Origin of the sequence: Yersinia rochesterensis (genome assembly GCF_003600645.1) — a bacterium.
Taxonomy (GTDB): domain Bacteria; phylum Pseudomonadota; class Gammaproteobacteria; order Enterobacterales; family Enterobacteriaceae; genus Yersinia; species Yersinia rochesterensis.
In genome coordinates, this window is record NZ_CP032482.1 from 3,936,306 (window position 1) to 3,957,588 (window position 21,283).

Genomic DNA, 21,283 nt, shown 5'->3' on the forward strand with positions numbered 1-21,283 from the left:
AAAGGCGTACTCCACACGGAGCGCGCCTTTTTTGTTAGGTGATTTCTAGGCAACTTCCACTCGATTACGGCCTTTCTGTTTCGCTCGGTATAAAGCTTCATCCGCCCGCTTCAGCGCATCCTCCGGCACCCCGACCCCATTCCAAAACGCCACACCCAATGAAATCGTGATAGGTCGGATACCCGGCATCGCCATCATTTCTACATTGTGCCGCAGCCGGTTAGCAACCTGTATGGCAACATCCGGCACCGTGCTCGGCAGCAACATCAGAAACTCTTCACCGCCACTGCGGCACAGAATATCGCTGTCACGGGAGCTATCACGAATTTGTATTGCCAATTGCTTGATAACCTCATCACCGACATCATGACCATAAGAGTCATTAATTGATTTAAAGTGGTCAATATCCAGAGCAATGACAGAAAAATGCTGCCCGAGCTGGGCGATAGGTTCGAGCGTCATCGCCAGCCCGCGCCGGTTATACAGACCAGTCATGGGGTCGGTATGCGCTTCGAACCTCAATTTGCCGATTTTCTTTTGCAATAGACTGATACCTATCAACAAGGCCCGTTTAAGCTGCGTCGCCTCGAAATACCATGAGGGAATTTCTTTGATGCTACTGGCAATATCCGGTTTATCCATATCATTGGCGCTGCCTGCCAGTAACCACAGCGGGCGAGCAATTAACCGCGATAATAACCAAACGCCCAACAATGTGAGTAACGCCAGCGGCGCAATATGCCCCAGCCCTTTCAGCATCAACCCTTCCAACGGCTTCAAAGTAGAGGATTCTGGCCGCAGGGTAATAATTTCCCAACCTGACGGATCCACAACGGCATAGCCCGCCAGCATCGATTCGCCATTGGTGCTGGTCACCATCAAGCTACCATTGTCATTTTTTTTGGCTGCCTCTGTAATCGGCTTTGGCTCTAGTATCTCCCCGATACGATTAACATCTCGGTGATAAAGAATGCGCCGCTCGCCGTCGAGCACCACAATGTAAGAACCATCGCGATAGTAATGTTCACCCAGTAACTCATTTAAAATACTTTGCTTACGCAGATAAATAGTCCCGCCTATGTATCCGCGATAGTGTCCATCCGGCGTGATAATGGGTGTCGATATATTGATAACCAGATTGTTAGCTGCTGACACATATGGCTTGCTGATAATGGGGCGGCGGAGCTTGAGTGCCTCTGCCGACCCAGGTGATGTCAGAGTGTGGCCCAATAGTTGGAGGCTGTCTGGCGATGTGGCGCGGATAATACCCTGAGCATCGGTTATCACTACCGAGTTAAAACTATCCGTCTGATATTTGAGTCGTGCGGTTTCCGCTTTCAGAACGCCCTGATCGTCAAAATGCTTTGCGGCGATCATGCTGCTGTAGTGAAGCTGCTTTTGCGCACTCCGCAAAAAAATCTCCGTACTGGACGCCAGCTTAGCGGCATAAACACGGTTAGCTTCCAGTGTATTATCGATCAATAGCTGCCGTTGAACCCGATAACTGGCATAGAAACTGTTTGCCAGCGTCACAAAGGCGCTCATGACAGCCAGAATAAGAATTAAACGACCTAAGTCGAGACGGAAAATCTTGGTTGAAATCATCGAGCGTAACAAGACAACATTCCTGAAGATATAAATGGGTCGTATTTAGCCATGACGGTAACATGAAAAGTCAGCAGGAACTCGTCTATATCTATATCTGCTCATTATTTATCTCCTCAAATGAATCATTATCACGCTATAGTCATTGTTAACAGTTATCTATAGTTTGGGTGATAGCTAGCTGACATCGGACTTGTACTGATAATTAGGGGTTAATTATGAATAAAATGATCATTGCCGTAGCACTCGCAGCTACTGTATTAAGTGGATGCGCCAACAACAGAACAGCGTCGGGTGATACCTTTACCGCCGCTCAAGCACGGCAGGTACAAACCGTCACCTATGGCACCGTGGTTTCCGCACGTCCGGTCACTATTCAAGGTGGTAGTGAAAATAATGTAGCTGGCGCTATCGGCGGGGCTGTAGTCGGTGGCTTCTTGGGCAATACTATCGGCGGGGGCCGTGGTAATAGCTTGGCAACCGCAGGTGGTGCCGTTGCCGGTGGTGTAGCGGGTCAGGGCATACAAAGCGCCATGAACCGCAGTGAAGGTGTACAACTGGAAATTCGTCGTGATGATGGCAGCAGCATTGTTGTCGTGCAGGCGCAAGGGCCAACCCGTTTCAGCGCAGGTCAACGCGTCATTATTGCTAGCGATCGCAGCGGTACTGTGACAGTTTCTCCTCGTTAAACTCAAATGCCGGGGGATTCACCCCGGCATTTAGCGCTTGAATACAAAAAAAATGGACTATTTTTTTATTGCCCTAATTGACTGTTTCGTAACATTAAAATGACCTCGATTTATACAATTTTAGCGTAAAAAACCATTGACATTGGTTATGACAGTCAAATATTAGGTTGCCACGGGGAATGTGTTGTGGTTAAATAGCGTCATCGGTTTGGAACACAGACCTTATGAAAGCAGTTTTAGTAAAGCAGTCCTCAGTTCAAGCGCTATCCATAGATATCCCTTCTCCGTGAGTCTCCTCCTAAGTGCCCAATAAGTTATCCTCTGAAAACAGACCACGTTCGCTACGTTATTGTGGCAAAAAATAATTGAAGGAAGTATCTCTATGTCTAATAAAATGACTGGTTTAGTAAAATGGTTTGACGCTGGTAAAGGTTTTGGTTTCATCACTCCTGCTGATGGCAGCAAAGACGTGTTCGTTCACTTCTCTGCTATCCAGAGCAATGATTTCAAAACCTTAGATGAAGGCCAAAAAGTGGAGTTCTCTATCGAGAGCGGCGCTAAAGGCCCATCAGCGGTAAACGTAGTCGCTCTGTAATTCAGTGTGATTAGGGGAGTTGGCTACCGACAGCGATGACGGCCAGACCCGAGCAGTGTAGCCGCTCCCCAAGTAAATGAACAAGCAGTACCCGGTTGACAGTAACATTTATGCAAGCAGTTTTAGTAAAGCAGTTCCCCGTATTAGCGTTATCAGACAGATACCTCTTCTCCGCGAAATTCCTTCTAAGTGCCCCATAAGTTGTGCCCAAGCCTATTCGCTCGCCTATGGCGGCAATCAAAAATAATTGAAGGAAGTATCTCTATGTCTAATAAAATGACTGGTTTAGTAAAATGGTTTAACGCTGACAAAGGTTTTGGTTTCATCACTCCTGCTGATGGCAGCAAAGATGTGTTCGTTCACTTCTCTGCTATCCAGAGCAATGATTTCAAAACCTTAGATGAAGGCCAAAAAGTTGAATTCTCTATTGAGAATGGCGCTAAAGGCCCATCAGCGGTAAACGTTATTGCTCTGTAAGAGTCAATAATAAATACCTAGGTCTTCGACGCTATAGCTTCAAGACCTCAGGTATATCGGAATGATTTACGATAGCGATGAAGGTGATAGTCCTGAGCAGTTAAATCATTTTGAATAAAAAAACCCGCCTTTGTGCGCTGGTGAATCCCCAGAAAAAAGGACAGGCATAGAGAAAATATGATCTACTGATTGTGCAACCAATTCAGCGAGATCAACTCTATGCCTGCCCGTAAAGTATGCCAGAACTTTTTCCGGGGCGCTTTAGCCCCGTTTCATCAATATCGTCAAAATGCCCTGATTGATGCAACCGTTGCATTGACGCGTGGCGCTTCTCTGACCCTGACCAGTATCGGACGCCATCTGCCGGGAACCGCTCAGGTAAAACACAAGATAAAACGGGTTGACCGGCTGTTAGGTAATACGGCTCTTCACCATGACATCCCTCTGATATTTCGTAATATTACTTCGTTACTTACGCGCCGACTTCCCTGGTGTGTTATTGCTGTTGACTGGAGTGGTTATCCCTCACAGGCATTCCACGTCTTACGCGCCAGCCTGATTTGTGATGGTCGTTCCATCCCGTTAATGAGCCAAATTGTTCCCTCGCATAACCAACAGAATGCATTGATACAAAAAGAGTTCCTGAATTCTATCGCCACCGCTATTGCGCCTGATAAAAAGGTACTCATCGTCACTGACGCCGGTTTTCAAAATGCCTGGTTTCACCATATTAAATCATTGGGTTGGGATTTTATCGGGCGAGTCAGAGGCAATATCCAGCTCCGGCTGGATAAAAAAGGTGAGCACTGGTTCAGGCGGCAGGAATTATCGGCCAGTGGCCAACCTGAATATCTGGGGCCGGGGACACTCGCACGTGCAGAATATGCCCGCTGTGATGGTCACTTTTACCTGCATAAAAAGGAACCCAAAGGGCGGCAGAATAAACGTGCCCGTTGCCGGATATCTCGCTATTCGCAAGAGCGGGACGGACGCGCCGCAGCAAAAGAACCGTGGCTTATCTTTAGCAGTACAGAGGAGTTTAAACCACGTGAAGTCATGAAGTTATACAGTCGCAGGATGCAGATAGAGCAGAATTTTCGCGATGAGAAAAGTGAACGTTTTGGCTTTGGGCTTCGCGCCAGTCACAGCCGCACAGCGGGGCGTATACTGGTGTTAAGTCTTCTGGCAACGTTAAGCACGGCAGTATTATGGTTACTTGGCTATCATGCTGAAAATAAAGGGTTACATCTGAGGTATCAGGCTAACAGCCTTAAGTCACGACGGGTTATATCTTATCTGACATTAGCGGAGAATATCTTGCGACACTCTCCGCTAATTTTAACGCGAACAGCACTGGATGCAGTTCTTAATCACCTCGCCAAAACCTACCGAAGTATGGTGTTGGTTTATTAGCGCTGAATTAGTGGGGATCCCTCAGCGCCTTTGTGCGGGTTTTTTGTTATAGAAAAATAAAGTTTTATTCTTAATAAAATAAAAATCTGCCCAAACAAAAATGAAATAGTTCATAATAAAGTTTATACGTTATGCATTATTTCTTAACTGATGCATTTAATTTATACAAGCTATGTTTATCTCCCTAACCTGCCCTACTATCTTATCTATTAAGACAAAATCACGTTATTTTAATAGATGAAAACTCGCCAATTATAATTAATAAAGTAAAGTAATCGACAAACTTTGTCTGAATTACTCAGATCAGAACAATATATTTCTCTCGCCACGCCCCTCACTCCGTATAATACAAGAGTAACGTTAAAAAGAATGATGGAATTACTTTCTGTATACAGTTACCTCATGTAATTACAACATTAATAATGTTAATTATTTCTATTCCTGCTGGCGAAGATTACTGCATATAAAATAACATCAGGGTAAATAATCATGTTGATACTCAAAACACGAATAGGAAAAATGCTGCTTATCCTATTAATTGGGATAAGCATCTGGTTTAGCCCAGTACCAGAATCTGTTGACCCACGCGCCTGGCACCTCATGGCGGTCTTTGCCGCGACAGTGATTGGTGTGATTCTCTCACCTTATCCGTTAGGTGCCATGGCAGTATTCGGTCTGACAGCCGCCACCGCCACCGGCTTGCTGAGCATTAAAGAAGTGCTCGCTGGTTTTTCTGATCCCATCATCTGGATGATAGCCTGCGCTTTCTTTATCTCACGCAGTTTTATTAAAACAGGTTTTGGCCGCCGGGTCGGTTACTTATTTATCAGTAAGTTAGGCCATAGTTCATTGGGTCTGGCTTACGGTTTGGTGCTCACCGATTTACTGTTCGCACCCGCGATGCCATCTACTGCTGCTCGTTGTGGTGGCATCATTACACCGCTATTTCGCTCGATATCTGATGTATATGAATCAAACCCCGAGCAAAGCACTGAACGCAAAATCGGGGCTTTTTTGGTGCAATGTATCGTCCAGTGTAATGCCATTATTTGTGCCATGTTTCTGACGTCAATGGCCGGTAACCCGATGATAGGTAAGCTGGCTGGCGAGATGGGAATAACCATTACCTGGGCCAGTTGGGCGCTGGCCGCGATTGTCCCGGGTTTAATCTCTCTCACGGTCATCCCATTGCTACTGTATCGCTTTTATCCGCCGGAATTGAAAAAAACCCCAGAAATGCGCGCACAGGCCATTGTAAAACTGAAGGAAATGGGGCGAATGAGCCGCAATGAATGGATCGTGTTATCAGTATTCATTGGGCTGGTAACCCTGTGGGTGTGTGGCACTATGCTAAATATTGATGCCACCATAACCGCCTTTATTGGTCTGGCTATCTTGCTGCTGAGCGGCGTACTGACTTGGGATGATGTCATTGCCGAGAAAGAAGCATGGCATACTATGATTTGGTTTGCGGTGCTGCTAACACTCGCTAGCCAACTGAATAAGCTGGGGTTTATTCGCTGGTTTGGAGCCTCAATGGCAGGTTCGGTACAGGGCATGAATTGGGTACCGATGATGGGGATTCTACTGCTGGCGTACTATTACAGCCACTATATGATGGCCAGCGCCATTGCCCATATCAGCGCCATGTATACGATTTTTGTTTCTATCACTATATCGGCAGGCGCACCGCCAATGCTGACAGGATTGGTGTTTGGCATGTTCAGTAACTTGTATATGGCGACCACACATTACTCCGGTGGCCCTGCTGCTATCCTATTTGGTTGCAACTTTATCCCCCTCACAACCTGGTGGAAAATCGGTTTTCTAATCAGTTTGGTGGTCATTCCTATCTGGCTAATTATCGGCAGCGTATGGTGGAAAGTATTGGGTTTCTGGTAAGAAGACCAAACAGATAACCGCACTGTTACACTGGCACGGTGTATAAACAACATCTTCGCCATCCATCTTTTTATATCATTTACCGTGATTATGATATAATTGATGGAAAGCTCACCTCGCTTACCGATAGCCTCTCTTTTGTGACCATTCACTACGCGAACACCGCTTTTAATGTAAATATTGCGTCAATTATCGTATTCACGAAAACGATAATTGACCTACGGTGTCTGAAGATATGTATCGCTATCGAGTTATATCCTTATGCGTTACAAGCTCGCACTTAACGCATAACGATAGAGTTCATATGATAAAACCGCAGAAATTCCATATTTCACTGCTCCACCCGCGCTATTGGCTAACTTGGTTTGGCCTTGGTGTGCTATTTCTATTAGTCCAACTGCCCTACCCGCTGATAAATAAATTGGGGATTTGGCTCGGACGTACCTCAATGCGCTTTCTCAAGCGACGGGTTTCCATCGCCCGACGTAACCTCGAACTGTGCTTCCCTGATATGGACAAAACCACCCTCGAGCAGACGATTGTGGGTAATTTTGAATCCTTGGGTATGGGGTTGCTGGAAACAGGTATGGCGTGGTTTTGGCCCGATGCGCGCGTCAAGCGCTGGTTTACCGTCTCCGGTCTGAATAACCTGAAAAAAGCGCAGGAAGGCAAACGCGGTGTCTTGGTGATTGGCGTACATTTTATGTCGCTGGAACTGGGTGGCCGAGTCATGGGCCAATGCCAACCGATGATGGCAATGTACCGCCCACACAATAATAAAGTGATGGAATTAGTACAGACTTGGGGCCGAATGCGCTCCAATAAGGCGATGTTGGATCGTAAAGACCTACGCGGTATGGTGCACGCATTGAAGAAAGGTGAAGCCGTTTGGTTCGCCCCAGATCAAGATTACGGCCCGCGAGGCAGTGTTTTTGCACCCTTTTTTGCCGTTGATCAAGCCGCCACCACAAGCGGTACCTTTATGTTGGCCCGCCTGGCAAAACCGGCGTTGCTGCCATTAGTGTTACTGCGCAAAACAGATGGCAGCGGCTATGACCTGCTTATCCAACCAGCATTGGAAGATTATCCAATAGATGACGAATTAGCCGCCGCCCGTTACATGAATAAAGTGATTGAAAAAGAAATCATGCGCGCACCCGAGCAATATCTTTGGTTGCACCGCCGCTTTAAAACGCGCCCAGCGGGTGAAGCATCACTCTATTAAGCACAGCATAAATATGAAAAACCCGGCATTCACCGGGTTTTTTATTATCTAAAATTGCCCCAATGCTATTTGTTTACCACTGTATTTTCTGTTTCCACTGGACTGTTTGTGGACTCAGTGTCTTCTATTACTTCGGCCTGACGCCCCTCCAACGTTTTGCAAGCAGTCCCGATGGTAGGTGGTGCCGACGTCGGGAAACTCTCTTTCGGCAAGATATATACCGGTGTCGTGGCCACGAAGCCATCACTGAAAGTGGCCTCAATAAAAGTCGCCTGCCAGCCGGAAGCTGGTGTAATAAACGCAATTTCAATGGTATTTTCCGGTGTTACCGCCAGTGGGAATTCGGCGTAGCGCACATCACAGGCATAGCGGAAATCCCGCGCATCATTATTTGCCGCAGCCCATAGCAGCACTTTATTCGGCGTCTCGGACAGCGTTACCTTCATTGTTTGCACCTTTTCTTTCATTCCGATGCTGACATCCACTTGCGGCAAGGCAGTGGATTGCCGTAGGCGATTAACCAAGGGAATCAAAGACTGTTCGCTGAAAGCCTTAATACCATAGTGGCTGGAATTGGGTGCCACCCTCAAGACTTTTTCACCCGGTAATTTATCGTAATAAAAATCTGTATTATCAGGCACATAAAAATCGTCGCCACTGGCATTGATAATATATTTAGGAATACTCAGCCGGGATTGATACTCAGTTCCCATATATTGCATGGGATCAATAATCTGCATCAATTTAGAAAAGCCGACAGTCTCCAACTTTTTATCAATTTCGTCCTGATAATAAGGGGCGAAAGCAATGGGCCAGTTCCCACCATAAGATTTATACATATGTTCCAATGCAGCGCGGGTATCAAGCAGATCAATAACAAAGGGCACCATGGCCACAACCCGGGTATCAGCAAGCGACGTGAGCCAGGTTGTCCAGCCCCGTTTGGATAAGCCGGTGACAATAAAACTGTCTAATGCTTTTTCCGGCAAAGCTTGTTGGGCTAGGGTCATGACCTGAGAAACTGCCGCCGCCATGGGGACGTGCAAGGGCAAGGTAGAACGAGACTCCGGTGCATCCATAAATAAAGTCCAGCTACGGGCGACACTGTAATCCTCCTTGCGTGGTACACCATCCTGTTGATATTCAAGATATTGATTGGGAATAGTGCTGATTGATATCACCACGGTATTCGTTTCCCGGGCAATATTTTTTAATGAGTCGATGGAGAAATCAGTCGGGCCAGAGGCAGGAACCGTGCTGGTTGCGTGGTTAATACCATTATTAATAACAACCAAACCTTGCGTCGAGGTACTGTCACTTGGAATAAAGATCTCAACCTCATGCTGCCAGGCAGCAGGGGAGACCAAATTCTCAGGTGCCCACTGTTGAGAAGTCAGTTGGTAACGACGCCATTCTAGCCCCGGTAAATCCTCCTGACTCAGCAAATTGTAAATAAGCGGCTCGCTGGACAATTTATCCTTATAACAGGATAAAACCTGAGAAAAATCCGTATTGCTGCATTTTGTTGTTTCGACATCCGCTTGTGCCAGACAACTGGCGGTGAACAACCAGGGTAACCCACAAATCAAAGCCGTTAAATAATGAGGCATAATCCCTTTCCTTTTATCTAATATACGAGGTAAAAACTTTCTCAGAGGAATTAGATAACGAATTGGGAATTCAAAAAATCCGAATTTCACCGGTATATGCAGTTTTTTATATTACTACCCTGATAAAATATGGGCCGCAATATCATTCAACCTTTCTGTTTATATGGCTATTTTATACATCGCAGGAAATTATTGAGTAAACATCAGTGATTTTGGCACCGATTATTCACTCATCCAGAATGCGTTATTATCATTACCACAGAACATGGCCAATCAGCGGTGCGCTGATGACTGTAATAATACCGGCCAGCATCATCACCAAGCTGGATACTACGCCCTCTTGTTGCCCCATTTCATAGGCTTTGGCAGTACCCGCCCCGTGAGAGGAGGCCCCAAGGCCCGCGCCTTTTGCCAATCCGCTGCGCACAGAAAGGCGCAGAAACAGCAAATCCCCGACCGCCATGCCGAAGACCCCGGTAATCACCACAAACAGCGCGACTAAGTCCGGCTGCCCGCCCAACTGCTTTGCGGCTTCCAGGGCAAAAGGTGTGGTAATCGAGCGCACCGCTAAACTGCGCTGCACTTCTTCCGAGAGAGTTAATAACTTCGCCAGCCACACCGAACTGACTACCGCCACAGTAATCGCGGTGATAACGCCCGCAGTGAGAGACAACCAGTGACGGCGGATAATCGACAGATTCTCATAAACCGGCACAGCAAACGCGATAGTCGCCGGCCCCAAAAGCCACAGTAACCAATGCGTCTCACCAATATAATCCTGATAAGAGATATGGGTGACCACCAGCAGCAACACCAGCACCATCGGGGTTAACACCAAGGGCATCAGCAGCAATGACCGGCGGCGGCGATAGAGTTTTTTGTTGGCAAAGTAAAGTATCAGTGTTGCCAGGAAACACGCGATGCTGATAATAAAATCATTCATGATGATTAGACTTGCGGCGTTGCAGCCACACCTCAAAACGGTAAACCCGGTCAACCACTAAGCCCGTCGCCGCGAGTGTCAGTGTGGTACTGACCGCGATAACAGCAAAAATTTTCCAACCATCTACCATAATTAATTGCGCGTAATTCACCACCGCCACCACTGCAGGAACAAAGAACAGCAGCATTTCAGCCAACAGCCAGCGCGAACCGGCTTGAACCCAACGCACCGGCAGAATCCGCAGCATAATCATAGCCAGCAGCAATAACATGCCGACGATATTGGCGGGCAACGGCAGGTGAAAGAGACTCACCAGTTGGTCAGCAATAATAAACAGCCCGGCATACAGCGCCACCTGAACCGGCACTTGTAAACGCGAGAGAACAGACGGCGCAAAACTGCGTAACGCCAATGACATGAGAAACCCCAGTGGGAAATTTTACCAGTGCTCAGTATAGGCCGCAGGAAACCTTGCGAAAAATGAATTAAAATCATTGGAATCATGCCTAAATGGCATACTTTGCACCGCCACTCTCTCACTCATTGATAGGAAAGCTGATGGATATCAGAACATTGCGTTATTTCGTCGAAGTGGTGCGCCAGCAAAGCTTCACTCGGGCGGCGGAGAAACTTTTTGTCACCCAGCCCACCATCAGCAAAATGCTACGCAATTTGGAAAATGAATTGGAGTGCAGTTTACTGACTCGTGAAGGGCGACGCCTGCATTTGACTGACAGCGGGCAGGCGGTTTATCAGCGCGGACTGGCTATTCTCGACCAATTTCAACAGTTGGAAGCGGAGCTGGAAGACATCAGTTCATTGAAGAAAGGCAAGTTACGGCTGGGCATTCCGCCGATGGTCGGCACGCAAATGGCGGTACTTATCAGTGAATTTCGCCGAAGTTACCCCGGTATTGAGCTACAAATTGCCGAATTTGGTGGTTTGACCGTGCAACAAGCGGTGTTATCCGGTGAGCTTGATTTAGCCCTGACCGCCCTTCCTGCAGATATCAATTTGCCGCTGACATCATTGCCGCTGTTCAGCCACCCACTGTGTGTGGTGGTGCCGCGCACTGCATTTTGGCTTAACCGTACCACCATTAGTATTCCTGAGTTGGCGGACCTTCCCATCCTGATTTATAACGAAGATTTCGCCCTTTACCGCCAGTTAATGGATGCTTTTACCACCGGTGGTTTTACGCCCCAAATCGCCGTGCGTAGCGGTCAATGGGACTTTCTCGCCGCCATGGTGCAAGCCAATATTGGTATCGCCATTCTGCCGGAACCTATTTGCCAGCGGCTGGATAAAAACGCGCTGTTATGGCTACCATTAGAACCGCTGATGCCCTGGCAGTTAGGATTGATATGGCGTCAAGGAAGTTATCTTTCTCACAGCGCTCAAGCATGGATTAGCCGCTGCCGTGAATTTTGGCCCAATGGTTCATTGGTTGAAATAAAACCGGCCACTGATGAGTCACCGGTTTAAGGCGAATTAACCTTCTTTTTCGATTAACAGCGCTTCCAGTAAATCTAAATCATGCAGCAATTTTTGCAGGGTTTCGTTGCTGATTTTCTGCGTAGCGCGCAAGTGATACAGCTCGCCACGTTCGGCCCGCAGCGCAGTTAAGCGGAAACGCCGCTCCAGATTTTCTATCAATAACCTGTTCTCGATTTCATCTTTGCTACCAGTTCGCCGTCGCAGAGTACCAATCACCCGTGAACTGACTTCTTTCAGTAATTCAGGGTCGATATTCTCCTCACTGCTGGCGGCCAGGCGCTCTTCCATCTTATTCAAGCTGACAATCGCCACCTCCGCCGCCGCCGCCCGCGCCAAACGAATTTCTTCGCGGCTGGCACTTTTATCGGCCATCACTACACCGCGCAGCAATGGTGGCAAAGCAATGACCCCGACAATGACTGATAGCAAAATCACGCCGGTGGCGATAAATACCAATTGGTAACGGGATGGGAAAGCCGAGCCATCACTGAGGAATAACGGAATGGACAGCACACCGGCCAATGTAATTGCCCCGCGCACCCCGGCGAACGAAGCAACCCATAGCTCGCGGGTGGTGTAATTGCCAAATTCCAATGGCCGCTTGGTCAACACTCGCTTGCTGATTTTCTTCATCGACCACAACCAGCTAAACCGCAGCACCAGCAAGGCACCATAAATGATGGCGACATCGGCGAACAGGTTCCAGGTTTGAATCGTCGGGTCCAGTTCGGCCTGCACGATCGAGGTTTCCAGAATGCCCGGTAATTGCAGGCCCAGCAGGATAAACACCATGCCGTTAAACACAAATTCTAGCATCGACCATACACTGTCGGCGCGTAACCGCATGGTCAGTGGCGCGTTACGGATCACGCCAGACTGACTGATGGTCATCCCCGCAGCCACCGCAGCCAAAATGCCGGAAACCCCAATATGCTCGGCAATCAAGTAAGAGGCGAACGGCAACAGCAGCAGCAAGACGATTTGTGTTGCCGGGTCATCACCACTCCAGCGGCTCATCAAACGCAGCGATTTACTGTATAGCCAGGTAACAGCCACACCGGCCAACAGCCCACCAATCGCCACTTTCAGGAATTCTAGCGTCGCGCCGGAAACCGTAAACACCATGGTGCCCATCGCCACGGCAATGGCAAATTTCAGCGCCACCAGACCGGAAGCATCATTCATCAATGCCTCCCCTTCCAGTACGCCCATAATCGATTTAGGTATGCGCCCTTTCCCCACAATACCGGACAACGCCACCGCATCAGTTGGCGACAATACCGCCGCCAGCGCAAAGGCGGCGACCAGCGGAATACCCGGCACCATCCAGTAAATCAGGTAGCCGACGCCCACAATCGTGACCAACACCAAAGCCAGGGCTAGACCAAATATTTCCCGCCCATGGTGGATAAATTCCCGTGTCGGTGTTTTCCAGCCGTCAGCAAATAACAGCGGCGGAATAAACAGCACCAAGAATAATTCAGGGTCAAAATCAACATGCAAACCAAAGTGGGGGAAAGCCAATAAGGCACCAAAAACAATCTGCATTAATGGGAGAGGGATTTGAAACGGCAACATCCGGGTGACGACGCCGGAAAGCGACACCACCAAAATCAGGATGAGGATTGTAAAAAAGATTTCCATGCTTTCCTTAGACTCGACTCAACTTAATTTATCTCAACTTAAAACCTGAGCGCCCCCCCATAGACAGGGCCGAAGCGTAGCTTTTGATAGTAGATCAATTTTTTGCGCAGCGGGGAAAAAAATCGGTAATTGATGGCAGGAAAAACAAAGAAAATAGGGATATTAGTCTGGTGACAATATTGGGGGCAGGATACCCCCAATATCAGAGAGCTTAGATTGCCCAGCCACCAGCATAGAATGCCACCAGCGCAACCGCGATAATCACGGTGCCGAGGTTCAATTTACGCCATTCACCAGAGAAAATGCGGCCAATCACCAGTGAACTGAAGCCCAGCATAATACCGGTGACGATATTACAAGTCAGCACGATAAACACCGCGCAGAGTAGGCCGGACATTGCATCAACGAAATCTTCGAAATCCAATTTAGCGACATTGCTCAACATCAACAAACCGACATACATCAGCGCAGGTGCCGTCGCATATGCCGGAACCAAATAGGAAAGCGGAGAAAGGAACAGCATAAACAGGAACAAAATACCGACGACAGTGGCCGTCATACCGGTTTTGCCGCCAGCCGCCGTGCCAGCAGCGGATTCAATGTAAACTGCCGCTGGTGCCGCGCCGACCAAACCGGCGAAGATGCTGCTGACCGAGTCAGAGGTCAGCGCTTTGCCGCCACTGATAATCTGGCCGTCTTTATCCAGCAAGTTGGCTTGCCCAGCTACCGCGCGAATGGTGCCGGTAGCATCAAAGACTGCCGTCATCACCAACGCCAACACACTTGGCAGCACCACAGGATTCAGTGCGCCCATGATATCAAGACTGAAAATCAATGAGTTACCGTTAGCATCTGCCAGGCTTGGCATGGCAAACAGCCCTTGGTAAGTCACACTTGGGTCAAAAATCAGGCCGATAATTGAGATGGCAATAATCACCAACAGAATACCACCCGGTACCCGCAGTTTTTCCAGCCCGAAAATCACCGCCAAGCCCAATAACGTCATAATAACCGGGAAAGAAGTAAAAGCGCCCAGCGCGACTGGCAAACCTTCAATCGGGTTTTTGATTACCAAGCCGACACCATTCGCGGCAATGAGCAGCAAAAACAAACCAATACCAATGCCGGTACCGTGTGCTACGCCCATCGGCAAGTTACGCAATATCCACGAGCGGATACCGGTGACGGAGATAATAGTAAACAGCACGCCCATCAGGAATACCGCGCCCAAGGCGACAGGAATACTGATATGCTGGCCCAATACCAAGCTAAATGCTGTAAACGCCGTCAATGAGATGGCGCAGCCAATGGCCATTGGCAAATTCGCCCACAACCCCATCAACAAAGAACCCAAGCCAGCAACCAGACAGGTAGCAACAAACACTGCGGTTGGGGGGAAGCCCGCTTTACCTAACATACTCGGCACAACAATGACCGAATAAACCATGGCAAGAAAAGTCGTCAGGCCAGCCAGCACTTCCTGGCGTACATTACTGCCACGTTCACTAAGCTTGAAAAACGCATCAAGCGAACCTTTTGGCTTGACTGCCTGGTTCCCCTGAGGATTGGTGCTAGACATGGTTATGTCCCCTGTGTGTCATTTTAAAGTAGTCAGCAAGCCCGCGCCCTTTCCAAACGTAATCGTTTCCGTCTCTGCCGATTAACTCGTCAATTCTCCCAACGCCGATATGACGGAGAAAATAGCAAACGATTAGCTGGAAACACGCATGACTGAAAAAAAATCGAAGAAAAACTACAATAAGCGTCATTGTTGCAGGCAGTTTGGACGCGGCCAGCGCGCAAAAACCGGAGCGTACACTCGGTACGTGAGGATTTTTAGCACTGCCCAAGTTCAAAATGGCAAATAAAATAGCCTTATTGTAAGGCAAACGATTATCTAGCTATTCGTAGCGACTAATCAACATCAGAAAGCGACATTTAATGCATTTTCTTACATTAATTTGTCTGGGAGACATTAATTAGGGAACCCATGTAGATTTATCCATTTTCTAATTTGAAAGCGCCGCCCTTTTCAATCGCCTGCTGATAAGCCGGGCGCTGATGGATACGCACCAAGAAATTTTGCAGTTTTGGCAAGCCCTCAAGCCCATTACGGGTGTTGATTGCCTCGATAGGAAAACTCATTTGAATATCTGCGGCACTGAAATCACTGCCGGCAAACCATTGATTCTTTGCTAAATGTTGTTCCAGATAATCGCGATGAGTGGCTATTTGCTTATTCAAATAACTTTTTTGTACCCCATCACCCAATGCCTTGGCTACCGGGCGAATAATCCACGGCACTGGCGGCCCACCGAAGCGGCTGAAAATAAGCTTCATCACCAGCAACGGCATCAATGACCCTTCAGCATAATGCATCCAATAACGGAATTGTTGGCGATCATAATGGCCAGTGGGCTTAAACAAGCCCTGTGCATCATAGGTTTCCTGTAGATACTCGATAATGGCTCCTGATTCCGCCAGTGTCAGGTCGCCATCAGTAATCACTGGCGATTTCCCCAACGGGTGGATTTTTTTCAACTCCGGTGGTGCCAACAAGCTGCTGGGGTCGCGCTGATAGCGCTTCAACTCGTAGGGAACTTGTAACTCTTCCAGCATCCACAAGATTCGTTGTGAACGTGAATTATTCAGATGGTGAACAATGACCATAACCATGCTCCATATGATAAGCGACCGAGAAAGTTACAATGCTAAAGAAGTTATTATAGTCGAGAGCCAGATAACGTTATTTATTCTGATATTATCATAAAAACAGCCTTTAGATTGTAATCCACCATAACAATCTAAAAGCTGTACTATCAAATCACAACTTATAGTCTGTATTTCTTCTTTACAGCTTATTCGTTGTATTGTGAGATTACAGTTTATATGCTGTATTATGTTATTGCGCACCATTCCCTGAGGAGGTCTTGATGGATTATCCTATTAAAATTTTGAGTCAATTGCGCCCTACATTAATTGGCTTTCGAAAGAATAAAGGGCTGACTCAGGCCAGCTTGGCCCAACTATTAGGCATTACCCAACAGTCCTATGCAAAGCTTGAGGCTAATCCTGCATCGGCCAGTGTTGAACGGCTTTTTAAAATATTGCATCTTTTAGATATCGAGCTGATCCTTGGTGAGAAAAAAAACGTCAGCTCGCATCCCAGTAAAACGCACCCGTCAGAAAAAAGTCAGGCGATAAATTTACCGTCAAAACATTTACCATCAAAACAAGAGGATTGGTGATATGACTCGTCGAACTCAACGGCTCAATATCTGGATGAACGGCCAGCGAGTTGGTTATTGGGAAAAAAAACGAGGCGAAGAATCACTGAGTTATGCCCAAGAATGGTTAGCAAACGAACAAGGCCGCCCGCTGTGAAATTGGCCGGTTTGAAGACCAAAAGGCATTGATTGTTGAACGCTTTGACCGACGACTATCGAATGATAGCCGCTGGATTGTCAGGTTACCGCAAGAGGATATGTGCCAACCCATCCGATTATCGGGACGGGCCGTAATCAAATTGCGGCCCAGAAAACCAAGTTAGCGATGGCGGTGCGAGGGAGTAAAAATTACTATTTAATTAACCAGATACAGCGACGCCATTGGCGAAAACAGGCCGAGATTGTTGGATTGGGAGCCGCTCTCGCTGACACTATTATTGACGAAGTTATTGCCGCAACACCACGAGTTATCACCCAGGTACAGGCTCGACTTCCCGCTGATTTTCCGGCTGACTTAGCAGAAAGTATCCTGACAGGTCTTCAGCGACAATGTGATAAAATAGCGTCAATGCCTTGACTGGTCAGTATAAAAAACCCAGCTATTACACTGGGTTTGATTTCTCAGTCTTGAATTACCGGGATCAGAACGGAATATCGTCGTCAAAATCCATTGGTGGCTCATTGCCGCCTTGTGGTTGTGCTGCTGGAGCAGGCTGAGCTGGGCGCGAAGTCTGGCCGCCACTGAACTGATTGCCACCTTGTGGCTGCTGAGGTTGACCCCAACCGCCTTGTGCACCACCCTCTTGTGGTGCGCCACCACCCGCTGGAGCACCACCGCCTTGACGGCCACCCAGCATTTGCATGGTGCCACCCACGTTAACCACAACTTCTGTGGTATATTTCTCAACACCAGCCTGATCTGTCCACTTACGGGTCTGTAGAGCACCCTCAATATAGACCTGAGAGCCTTTGCGCAGATATTCACCCGCGACTTCTGCCAGCTTGCCGAACAACACTACACGGTGCCATTCCGTCTTTTCTTTCTGCTCGCCAGTGGCTTTATCACGCCAGCTTTCGGAAGTCGCCAGGGTGATATTGGCAACAGCGCCGCCGTTCGGCATGTAGCGGACTTCCGGGTCTTGGCCCAAATTCCCGACCAAAATCACTTTGTTTACGCCTCTGCTGGCCATGTGAACTCTCCTGATGAAATAAATTTTGTACAGTACATACTCTAAATAATTCGAGTTGCAGGAAGGCGGTCAACGCACATGCAACTTAAAGTATGACGAGTATAAGCGAGTAAGTTTAACACGCTAATAGGCAAAGGGCACAACTGATCATAACTGCGGAATGTATAGCAGATTTATCGCAATAACAGCCTTAATTGCACCCGGATACTGGATATCCATTCAGGTTTTTTTGTGTCATAATTATCCGTTTCGTACTGGCTATGTCCTTTTGGGGTGTTGCAAAATGCACCTATATATCACCCAAAGTAATTGGAATTGCAGGTAGGCAGCAAGCTAACAACTCTGTAGTTTCAAGTACGAAAGGTGAAAGGGATACGCTGAGAGGCTCAGTTTACATCCGGGAAATGTTTGAATGGATAATATCGAAGTTCGGGGCGCTCGCACCCATAATCTTAAGAATATCAACCTGATTATCCCGCGCGACAAACTGATCGTGGTCACCGGTCTATCGGGTTCAGGCAAATCCTCACTGGCTTTTGACACCCTGTATGCCGAGGGGCAACGCCGCTATGTTGAGTCTCTCTCCGCCTATGCGCGCCAATTTCTGTCGCTGATGGAAAAACCGGATGTCGACCATATTGAAGGTCTCTCTCCGGCCATCTCCATCGAGCAAAAATCAACCTCCCATAACCCGCGCTCCACCGTGGGAACTATCACTGAAATCCATGATTACCTGCGTTTGCTGTTTGCCCGTGTCGGCGAGCCGCGCTGCCCGGATCATGATGTCCCGCTGGCGGCCCAAACGGTCAGCCAGATGGTGGATAACGTCATCAGTCAGCCCGAGGGCCGCCGCCTGATGTTACTGGCGCCAGTGGTAAAAGATCGCAAAGGCGAACATACCAAAACGCTGGAAAATCTGGCGATGCAGGGCTATATCCGGGCGCGGATCGATGGCGAAGTTTGCGATCTGTCTGATCCACCGAAATTAGAGCTGCAAAAGAAACACACCATTGAAGTGGTGGTCGATCGCTTTAAAGTACGCGAAGATCTGGCACAGCGCCTGGCCGAATCATTTGAAACAGCATTGGAGCTTTCCGGCGGTACTGCCGTGGTCGCCGATATGGACGATCCACACGCCGAAGAGTTGTTATTCTCCGCCAACTTTGCTTGCCCAATTTGCGGCTATAGCATGAGTGAGCTGGAACCACGCCTGTTTTCCTTTAACAACCCAGCCGGTGCTTGCCCGACCTGTGATGGTCTGGGCGTGCAACAATTCTTTGACCCAGACCGTGTGCTGCAAAACCCGGAGCTGTCACTGGCGGGTGGCGCAATTCGTGGCTGGGATCGCCGCAACTTCTATTACTTCCAGATGCTACGTTCATTGGCGGATCATTATAAGTTTGATATCGAAGCGCCATTTAACTCGCTAGATGCCGCAACACAGAAAGCTGTGTTATACGGTTCTGGCAAAGATACTATTGAATTCAAATACATAAATGACCGCGGTGATACCACCGTGCGCCGCCATCCTTTCGAGGGGGTGCTGCACAATATGGAACGCCGTTATAAAGAGACCGAATCTAGTGCGGTGCGCGAAGAGCTGGCTAAATTTATCAGCAACCGCTCTTGTACCTCATGCAACGGCACCCGCCTGCGCCGCGAAGCGCGTTATGTCTTTGTTGAAAAAACTACATTGCCGGAAATCTCGGAACTGAGTATCGGCCATGCGCTGAGTTTCTTCCAGAATATGAAACTGAGCGGCCAGCGGGCGCAAATTGCCGAGAAAATACTGAAAGAAATTGGCGACCGGCTAAAATTCCTGGTGAACGTCGGGCTAAATTATCTGTCACTGTCCCGCTCGGCGGAAACCCTCTCCGGTGGCGAAGCGCAGCGTATCCGCCTGGCCAGCCAGATTGGGGCCGGTTTGGTTGGCGTCATGTATGTGCTCGATGAGCCGTCCATCGGCTTGCATCAGCGCGATAATGAACGTTTGCTGGAAACATTGATTCACCTGCGAAATCTGGGTAATACCGTGATTGTGGTGGAGCATGATGAAGATGCTATTCGGGCCGCCGACCATGTGATTGATATCGGCCCAGGTGCCGGAGTGCATGGCGGTGAAGTGGTCGCAGAAGGGACGGTTGATGACATTATGGCCGCTCCTAAGTCACTCACCGGCCAGTTCCTCAGCGGCAAGAGGGAAATTGCCATCCCAGCCCAACGGGTCGCGGGTGACCCAAGCAAAGTATTGAAGTTAATTGGTGCCAGCGGCAATAACCTGAAAGATGTGACGCTAACACTGCCGGTCGGGCTATTTAGCTGCATTACCGGGGTTTCTGGCTCGGGTAAGTCCACTCTTATCAATGATACTTTATATAGTATTGCGCAGCGCCAGTTGAACGGGGCGACCAGTAATGAGCCGGCTCCGTATCGTGATATCCAAGGGCTAGAGCATTTCGATAAAGTTATCGATATTGACCAAAGCCCGATTGGCCGGACTCCGCGCTCTAACCCGGCAACTTATACCGGCATATTTACCCCCATTCGCGAGCTATTTGCGGGCGTACCTGAGTCACGCGCTCGAGGTTATACTCCGGGCCGCTTTAGCTTTAACGTGAAAGGCGGCCGTTGCGAAGCCTGTCAGGGTGACGGGGTGATTAAAGTTGAAATGCACTTCCTGCCAGACATTTATGTCCCTTGCGATCAATGTAAAGGTAAGCGCTATAACCGCGAAACACTGGAAGTGAAATACAAAGGCAAAAGTATTCACGAAGTGTTGGCGATGACTATCGAAGAGGCGCGCGAGTTCTTTGATGCGGTGCCAGCATTGGCGCGTAAGCTGCAAACCTTGATGGATGTGGGCCTGTCATATATTTGTCTCGGCCAGTCAGCGACCACCTTATCGGGCGGGGAAGCGCAGCGAGTCAAATTATCTCGCGAACTGTCAAAACGCGGCACCGGCCAGACACTCTATATTCTGGATGAACCGACCACCGGCCTGCACTTTGCTGATATTCAGCAGCTATTGGCGGTGTTGCATCAGCTGCGCGATCAAGGCAATACCATTGTGGTCATTGAGCATAATCTGGATGTGATTAAGACCGCAGACTGGATTGTCGATTTGGGGCCAGAGGGCGGCAGTGGCGGCGGCGAGATTTTAGTTTCCGGCACACCAGAGACGGTCGCAGAATGCGCGGCATCACACACGGCCCGATTCCTCAAACCGATGTTGCAACGTAAATAAAACATCAAACTAGCACTCTGGG

The 21,283-nt window shown here is 48.5% G+C and carries 20 protein-coding genes; 12 read left to right on the forward strand and 8 right to left on the reverse strand.

Going from position 1 to position 21,283, the window contains the following annotated elements:
- Window positions 1–45: 45 nt before the first annotated feature.
- A complete protein-coding gene (locus tag DXZ79_RS18325; protein ID WP_038638596.1) occupies window positions 46–1,605 on the reverse strand; it encodes a sensor domain-containing diguanylate cyclase in 1,560 nt (519 codons plus the stop codon).
- Window positions 1,606–1,823: 218 nt separating this feature from the next.
- Here DXZ79_RS18325 and DXZ79_RS18330 point away from each other — a divergent pair, with 218 nt between their 5' ends.
- From DXZ79_RS18330 to lpxP, 6 genes are all read left to right on the forward strand, one after another.
- Window positions 1,824–2,294, forward strand: coding sequence for an outer membrane lipoprotein (locus DXZ79_RS18330; RefSeq protein WP_038638593.1), 471 nt, complete (start codon window positions 1,824–1,826; stop codon window positions 2,292–2,294).
- A 382-nt stretch (window positions 2,295–2,676) separates the two neighbouring features.
- Window positions 2,677–2,889 (forward strand): transcription antiterminator/RNA stability regulator CspE, encoded by a 213-nt coding sequence (gene cspE / locus DXZ79_RS18335; RefSeq protein ID WP_011817288.1) that lies wholly within the window; start codon window positions 2,677–2,679, stop codon window positions 2,887–2,889.
- Between the two features lie 264 nt (window positions 2,890–3,153).
- The gene (cspG, locus tag DXZ79_RS18340) at window positions 3,154–3,366 is read left to right on the forward strand and encodes a cold shock protein CspG (RefSeq protein ID WP_005163087.1); all 213 of its coding nucleotides are present in this window, start codon (window positions 3,154–3,156) and stop codon (window positions 3,364–3,366) included.
- Window positions 3,367–3,585: 219 nt separating this feature from the next.
- Window positions 3,586–4,779: an IS4 family transposase gene (locus DXZ79_RS18345; protein WP_120011132.1), complete on the forward strand. Its 1,194-nt coding sequence runs from the start codon at window positions 3,586–3,588 to the stop codon at window positions 4,777–4,779.
- Window positions 4,780–5,268: 489 nt separating this feature from the next.
- Entirely contained in the window at window positions 5,269–6,681 is a 1,413-nt protein-coding gene (locus DXZ79_RS18350; RefSeq protein ID WP_038638588.1) for a DASS family sodium-coupled anion symporter, read from the forward strand.
- A gap of 304 nt (window positions 6,682–6,985) precedes the next feature.
- The gene (lpxP, locus tag DXZ79_RS18355) at window positions 6,986–7,906 is read left to right on the forward strand and encodes a kdo(2)-lipid IV(A) palmitoleoyltransferase (protein WP_038638585.1); all 921 of its coding nucleotides are present in this window, start codon (window positions 6,986–6,988) and stop codon (window positions 7,904–7,906) included.
- A gap of 65 nt (window positions 7,907–7,971) precedes the next feature.
- Here lpxP and DXZ79_RS18360 read toward each other — a convergent pair whose 3' ends face one another.
- From DXZ79_RS18360 to DXZ79_RS18370, 3 genes are all read right to left on the reverse strand, one after another.
- A complete protein-coding gene (locus tag DXZ79_RS18360; RefSeq protein WP_120011531.1) occupies window positions 7,972–9,516 on the reverse strand; it encodes a PhoPQ-activated pathogenicity-related family protein in 1,545 nt (514 codons plus the stop codon).
- 253 nt (window positions 9,517–9,769) lie between these two features.
- The gene (locus tag DXZ79_RS18365; RefSeq protein WP_038638582.1) at window positions 9,770–10,459 is read right to left on the reverse strand and encodes an LrgB family protein; all 690 of its coding nucleotides are present in this window, start codon (window positions 10,457–10,459) and stop codon (window positions 9,770–9,772) included.
- Window positions 10,452–10,877 (reverse strand): CidA/LrgA family protein, encoded by a 426-nt coding sequence (locus DXZ79_RS18370; protein WP_038638579.1) that lies wholly within the window; start codon window positions 10,875–10,877, stop codon window positions 10,452–10,454. Before DXZ79_RS18370 ends, DXZ79_RS18365 begins: the two co-directional genes overlap by 8 nt.
- A gap of 140 nt (window positions 10,878–11,017) precedes the next feature.
- Here DXZ79_RS18370 and DXZ79_RS18375 point away from each other — a divergent pair, with 140 nt between their 5' ends.
- On the forward strand, window positions 11,018–11,944 hold the full coding sequence (locus DXZ79_RS18375) for a LysR family transcriptional regulator (protein WP_038638576.1): 927 nt from the start codon (window positions 11,018–11,020) through the stop codon (window positions 11,942–11,944).
- A 6-nt stretch (window positions 11,945–11,950) separates the two neighbouring features.
- Here the strand turns inward: DXZ79_RS18375 and DXZ79_RS18380 are convergent, their stop codons facing one another.
- The 3 genes from DXZ79_RS18380 to DXZ79_RS18390 all read right to left on the reverse strand — a co-directional run bounded on the left by DXZ79_RS18380 (window position 11,951) and on the right by DXZ79_RS18390 (window position 16,270).
- Entirely contained in the window at window positions 11,951–13,600 is a 1,650-nt protein-coding gene (locus DXZ79_RS18380) for a Na+/H+ antiporter (RefSeq protein WP_038638574.1), read from the reverse strand.
- Between the two features lie 211 nt (window positions 13,601–13,811).
- On the reverse strand, window positions 13,812–15,179 hold the full coding sequence (locus tag DXZ79_RS18385) for an NCS2 family permease (RefSeq protein WP_038638571.1): 1,368 nt from the start codon (window positions 15,177–15,179) through the stop codon (window positions 13,812–13,814).
- Between the two features lie 419 nt (window positions 15,180–15,598).
- Window positions 15,599–16,270: a glutathione S-transferase family protein gene (locus DXZ79_RS18390; RefSeq protein WP_038638568.1), complete on the reverse strand. Its 672-nt coding sequence runs from the start codon at window positions 16,268–16,270 to the stop codon at window positions 15,599–15,601.
- 263 nt (window positions 16,271–16,533) lie between these two features.
- Between DXZ79_RS18390 and DXZ79_RS18395 the strand changes: the two genes are divergently transcribed.
- The 4 genes from DXZ79_RS18395 to DXZ79_RS21060 are packed head-to-tail and all read left to right on the forward strand — an operon-like array spanning window position 16,534 to window position 17,404.
- Window positions 16,534–16,848, forward strand: coding sequence for a helix-turn-helix transcriptional regulator (locus DXZ79_RS18395; protein ID WP_038638565.1), 315 nt, complete (start codon window positions 16,534–16,536; stop codon window positions 16,846–16,848).
- Between the two features lies 1 nt (window position 16,849).
- Window positions 16,850–16,984, forward strand: a complete 135-nt coding sequence (locus DXZ79_RS21155) for a HipA N-terminal domain-containing protein (RefSeq protein ID WP_261369802.1) — start codon at window positions 16,850–16,852, stop codon at window positions 16,982–16,984.
- Window positions 16,985–17,012: 28 nt separating this feature from the next.
- Window positions 17,013–17,150, forward strand: coding sequence for a hypothetical protein (locus DXZ79_RS21220; RefSeq protein WP_322887870.1), 138 nt, complete (start codon window positions 17,013–17,015; stop codon window positions 17,148–17,150).
- Window positions 17,087–17,404: a HipA domain-containing protein gene (locus DXZ79_RS21060; protein WP_038638562.1), complete on the forward strand. Its 318-nt coding sequence runs from the start codon at window positions 17,087–17,089 to the stop codon at window positions 17,402–17,404. The genes DXZ79_RS21220 and DXZ79_RS21060 overlap by 64 nt, the downstream gene beginning before the upstream one ends.
- 64 nt (window positions 17,405–17,468) lie before the next feature.
- Here DXZ79_RS21060 and DXZ79_RS18405 read toward each other — a convergent pair whose 3' ends face one another.
- A complete protein-coding gene (locus DXZ79_RS18405) occupies window positions 17,469–18,017 on the reverse strand; it encodes a single-stranded DNA-binding protein (protein WP_038638560.1) in 549 nt (182 codons plus the stop codon).
- A gap of 412 nt (window positions 18,018–18,429) precedes the next feature.
- On the opposite strand from DXZ79_RS18405, the gene uvrA reads away from it, so the two are divergent.
- Complete coding sequence (gene uvrA, locus DXZ79_RS18410) at window positions 18,430–21,261, forward strand: excinuclease ABC subunit UvrA (RefSeq protein ID WP_038638557.1); 2,832 nt, start codon at window positions 18,430–18,432, stop codon at window positions 21,259–21,261.
- Window positions 21,262–21,283: the final 22 nt, after the last annotated feature.

Bases quoted from the DNA above. Each gene is read 5' to 3' on its own strand.
- cspE (WP_011817288.1), top strand. From the start codon at position 2,677: ATGTCTAATAAAATGACTGGTTTAGTAAAATGGTTTGACGCTGGTAAA.
- DXZ79_RS18365 (WP_038638582.1), bottom strand. From the start codon at position 10,459: ATGAATGATTTTATTATCAGCATCGCGTGTTTCCTGGCAACACTGATA.
- DXZ79_RS18390 (WP_038638568.1), bottom strand. From the start codon at position 16,270: ATGGTCATTGTTCACCATCTGAATAATTCACGTTCACAACGAATCTTG.
- DXZ79_RS21155 (WP_261369802.1), top strand. From the start codon at position 16,850: ATGACTCGTCGAACTCAACGGCTCAATATCTGGATGAACGGCCAGCGA.
- cspG (WP_005163087.1), top strand. From the start codon at position 3,154: ATGTCTAATAAAATGACTGGTTTAGTAAAATGGTTTAACGCTGACAAA.
- DXZ79_RS18375 (WP_038638576.1), top strand. From the start codon at position 11,018: ATGGATATCAGAACATTGCGTTATTTCGTCGAAGTGGTGCGCCAGCAA.
- DXZ79_RS18330 (WP_038638593.1), top strand. From the start codon at position 1,824: ATGAATAAAATGATCATTGCCGTAGCACTCGCAGCTACTGTATTAAGT.
- DXZ79_RS18385 (WP_038638571.1), bottom strand. From the start codon at position 15,179: ATGTCTAGCACCAATCCTCAGGGGAACCAGGCAGTCAAGCCAAAAGGT.
- DXZ79_RS18350 (WP_038638588.1), top strand. From the start codon at position 5,269: ATGTTGATACTCAAAACACGAATAGGAAAAATGCTGCTTATCCTATTA.
- DXZ79_RS18345 (WP_120011132.1), top strand. From the start codon at position 3,586: ATGCCTGCCCGTAAAGTATGCCAGAACTTTTTCCGGGGCGCTTTAGCC.
- lpxP (WP_038638585.1), top strand. From the start codon at position 6,986: ATGATAAAACCGCAGAAATTCCATATTTCACTGCTCCACCCGCGCTAT.
- DXZ79_RS18360 (WP_120011531.1), bottom strand. From the start codon at position 9,516: ATGCCTCATTATTTAACGGCTTTGATTTGTGGGTTACCCTGGTTGTTC.
- DXZ79_RS18370 (WP_038638579.1), bottom strand. From the start codon at position 10,877: ATGTCATTGGCGTTACGCAGTTTTGCGCCGTCTGTTCTCTCGCGTTTA.
- uvrA (WP_038638557.1), top strand. From the start codon at position 18,430: ATGGATAATATCGAAGTTCGGGGCGCTCGCACCCATAATCTTAAGAAT.
- DXZ79_RS18380 (WP_038638574.1), bottom strand. From the start codon at position 13,600: ATGGAAATCTTTTTTACAATCCTCATCCTGATTTTGGTGGTGTCGCTT.
- DXZ79_RS18405 (WP_038638560.1), bottom strand. From the start codon at position 18,017: ATGGCCAGCAGAGGCGTAAACAAAGTGATTTTGGTCGGGAATTTGGGC.
- DXZ79_RS18395 (WP_038638565.1), top strand. From the start codon at position 16,534: ATGGATTATCCTATTAAAATTTTGAGTCAATTGCGCCCTACATTAATT.
- DXZ79_RS18325 (WP_038638596.1), bottom strand. From the start codon at position 1,605: ATGATTTCAACCAAGATTTTCCGTCTCGACTTAGGTCGTTTAATTCTT.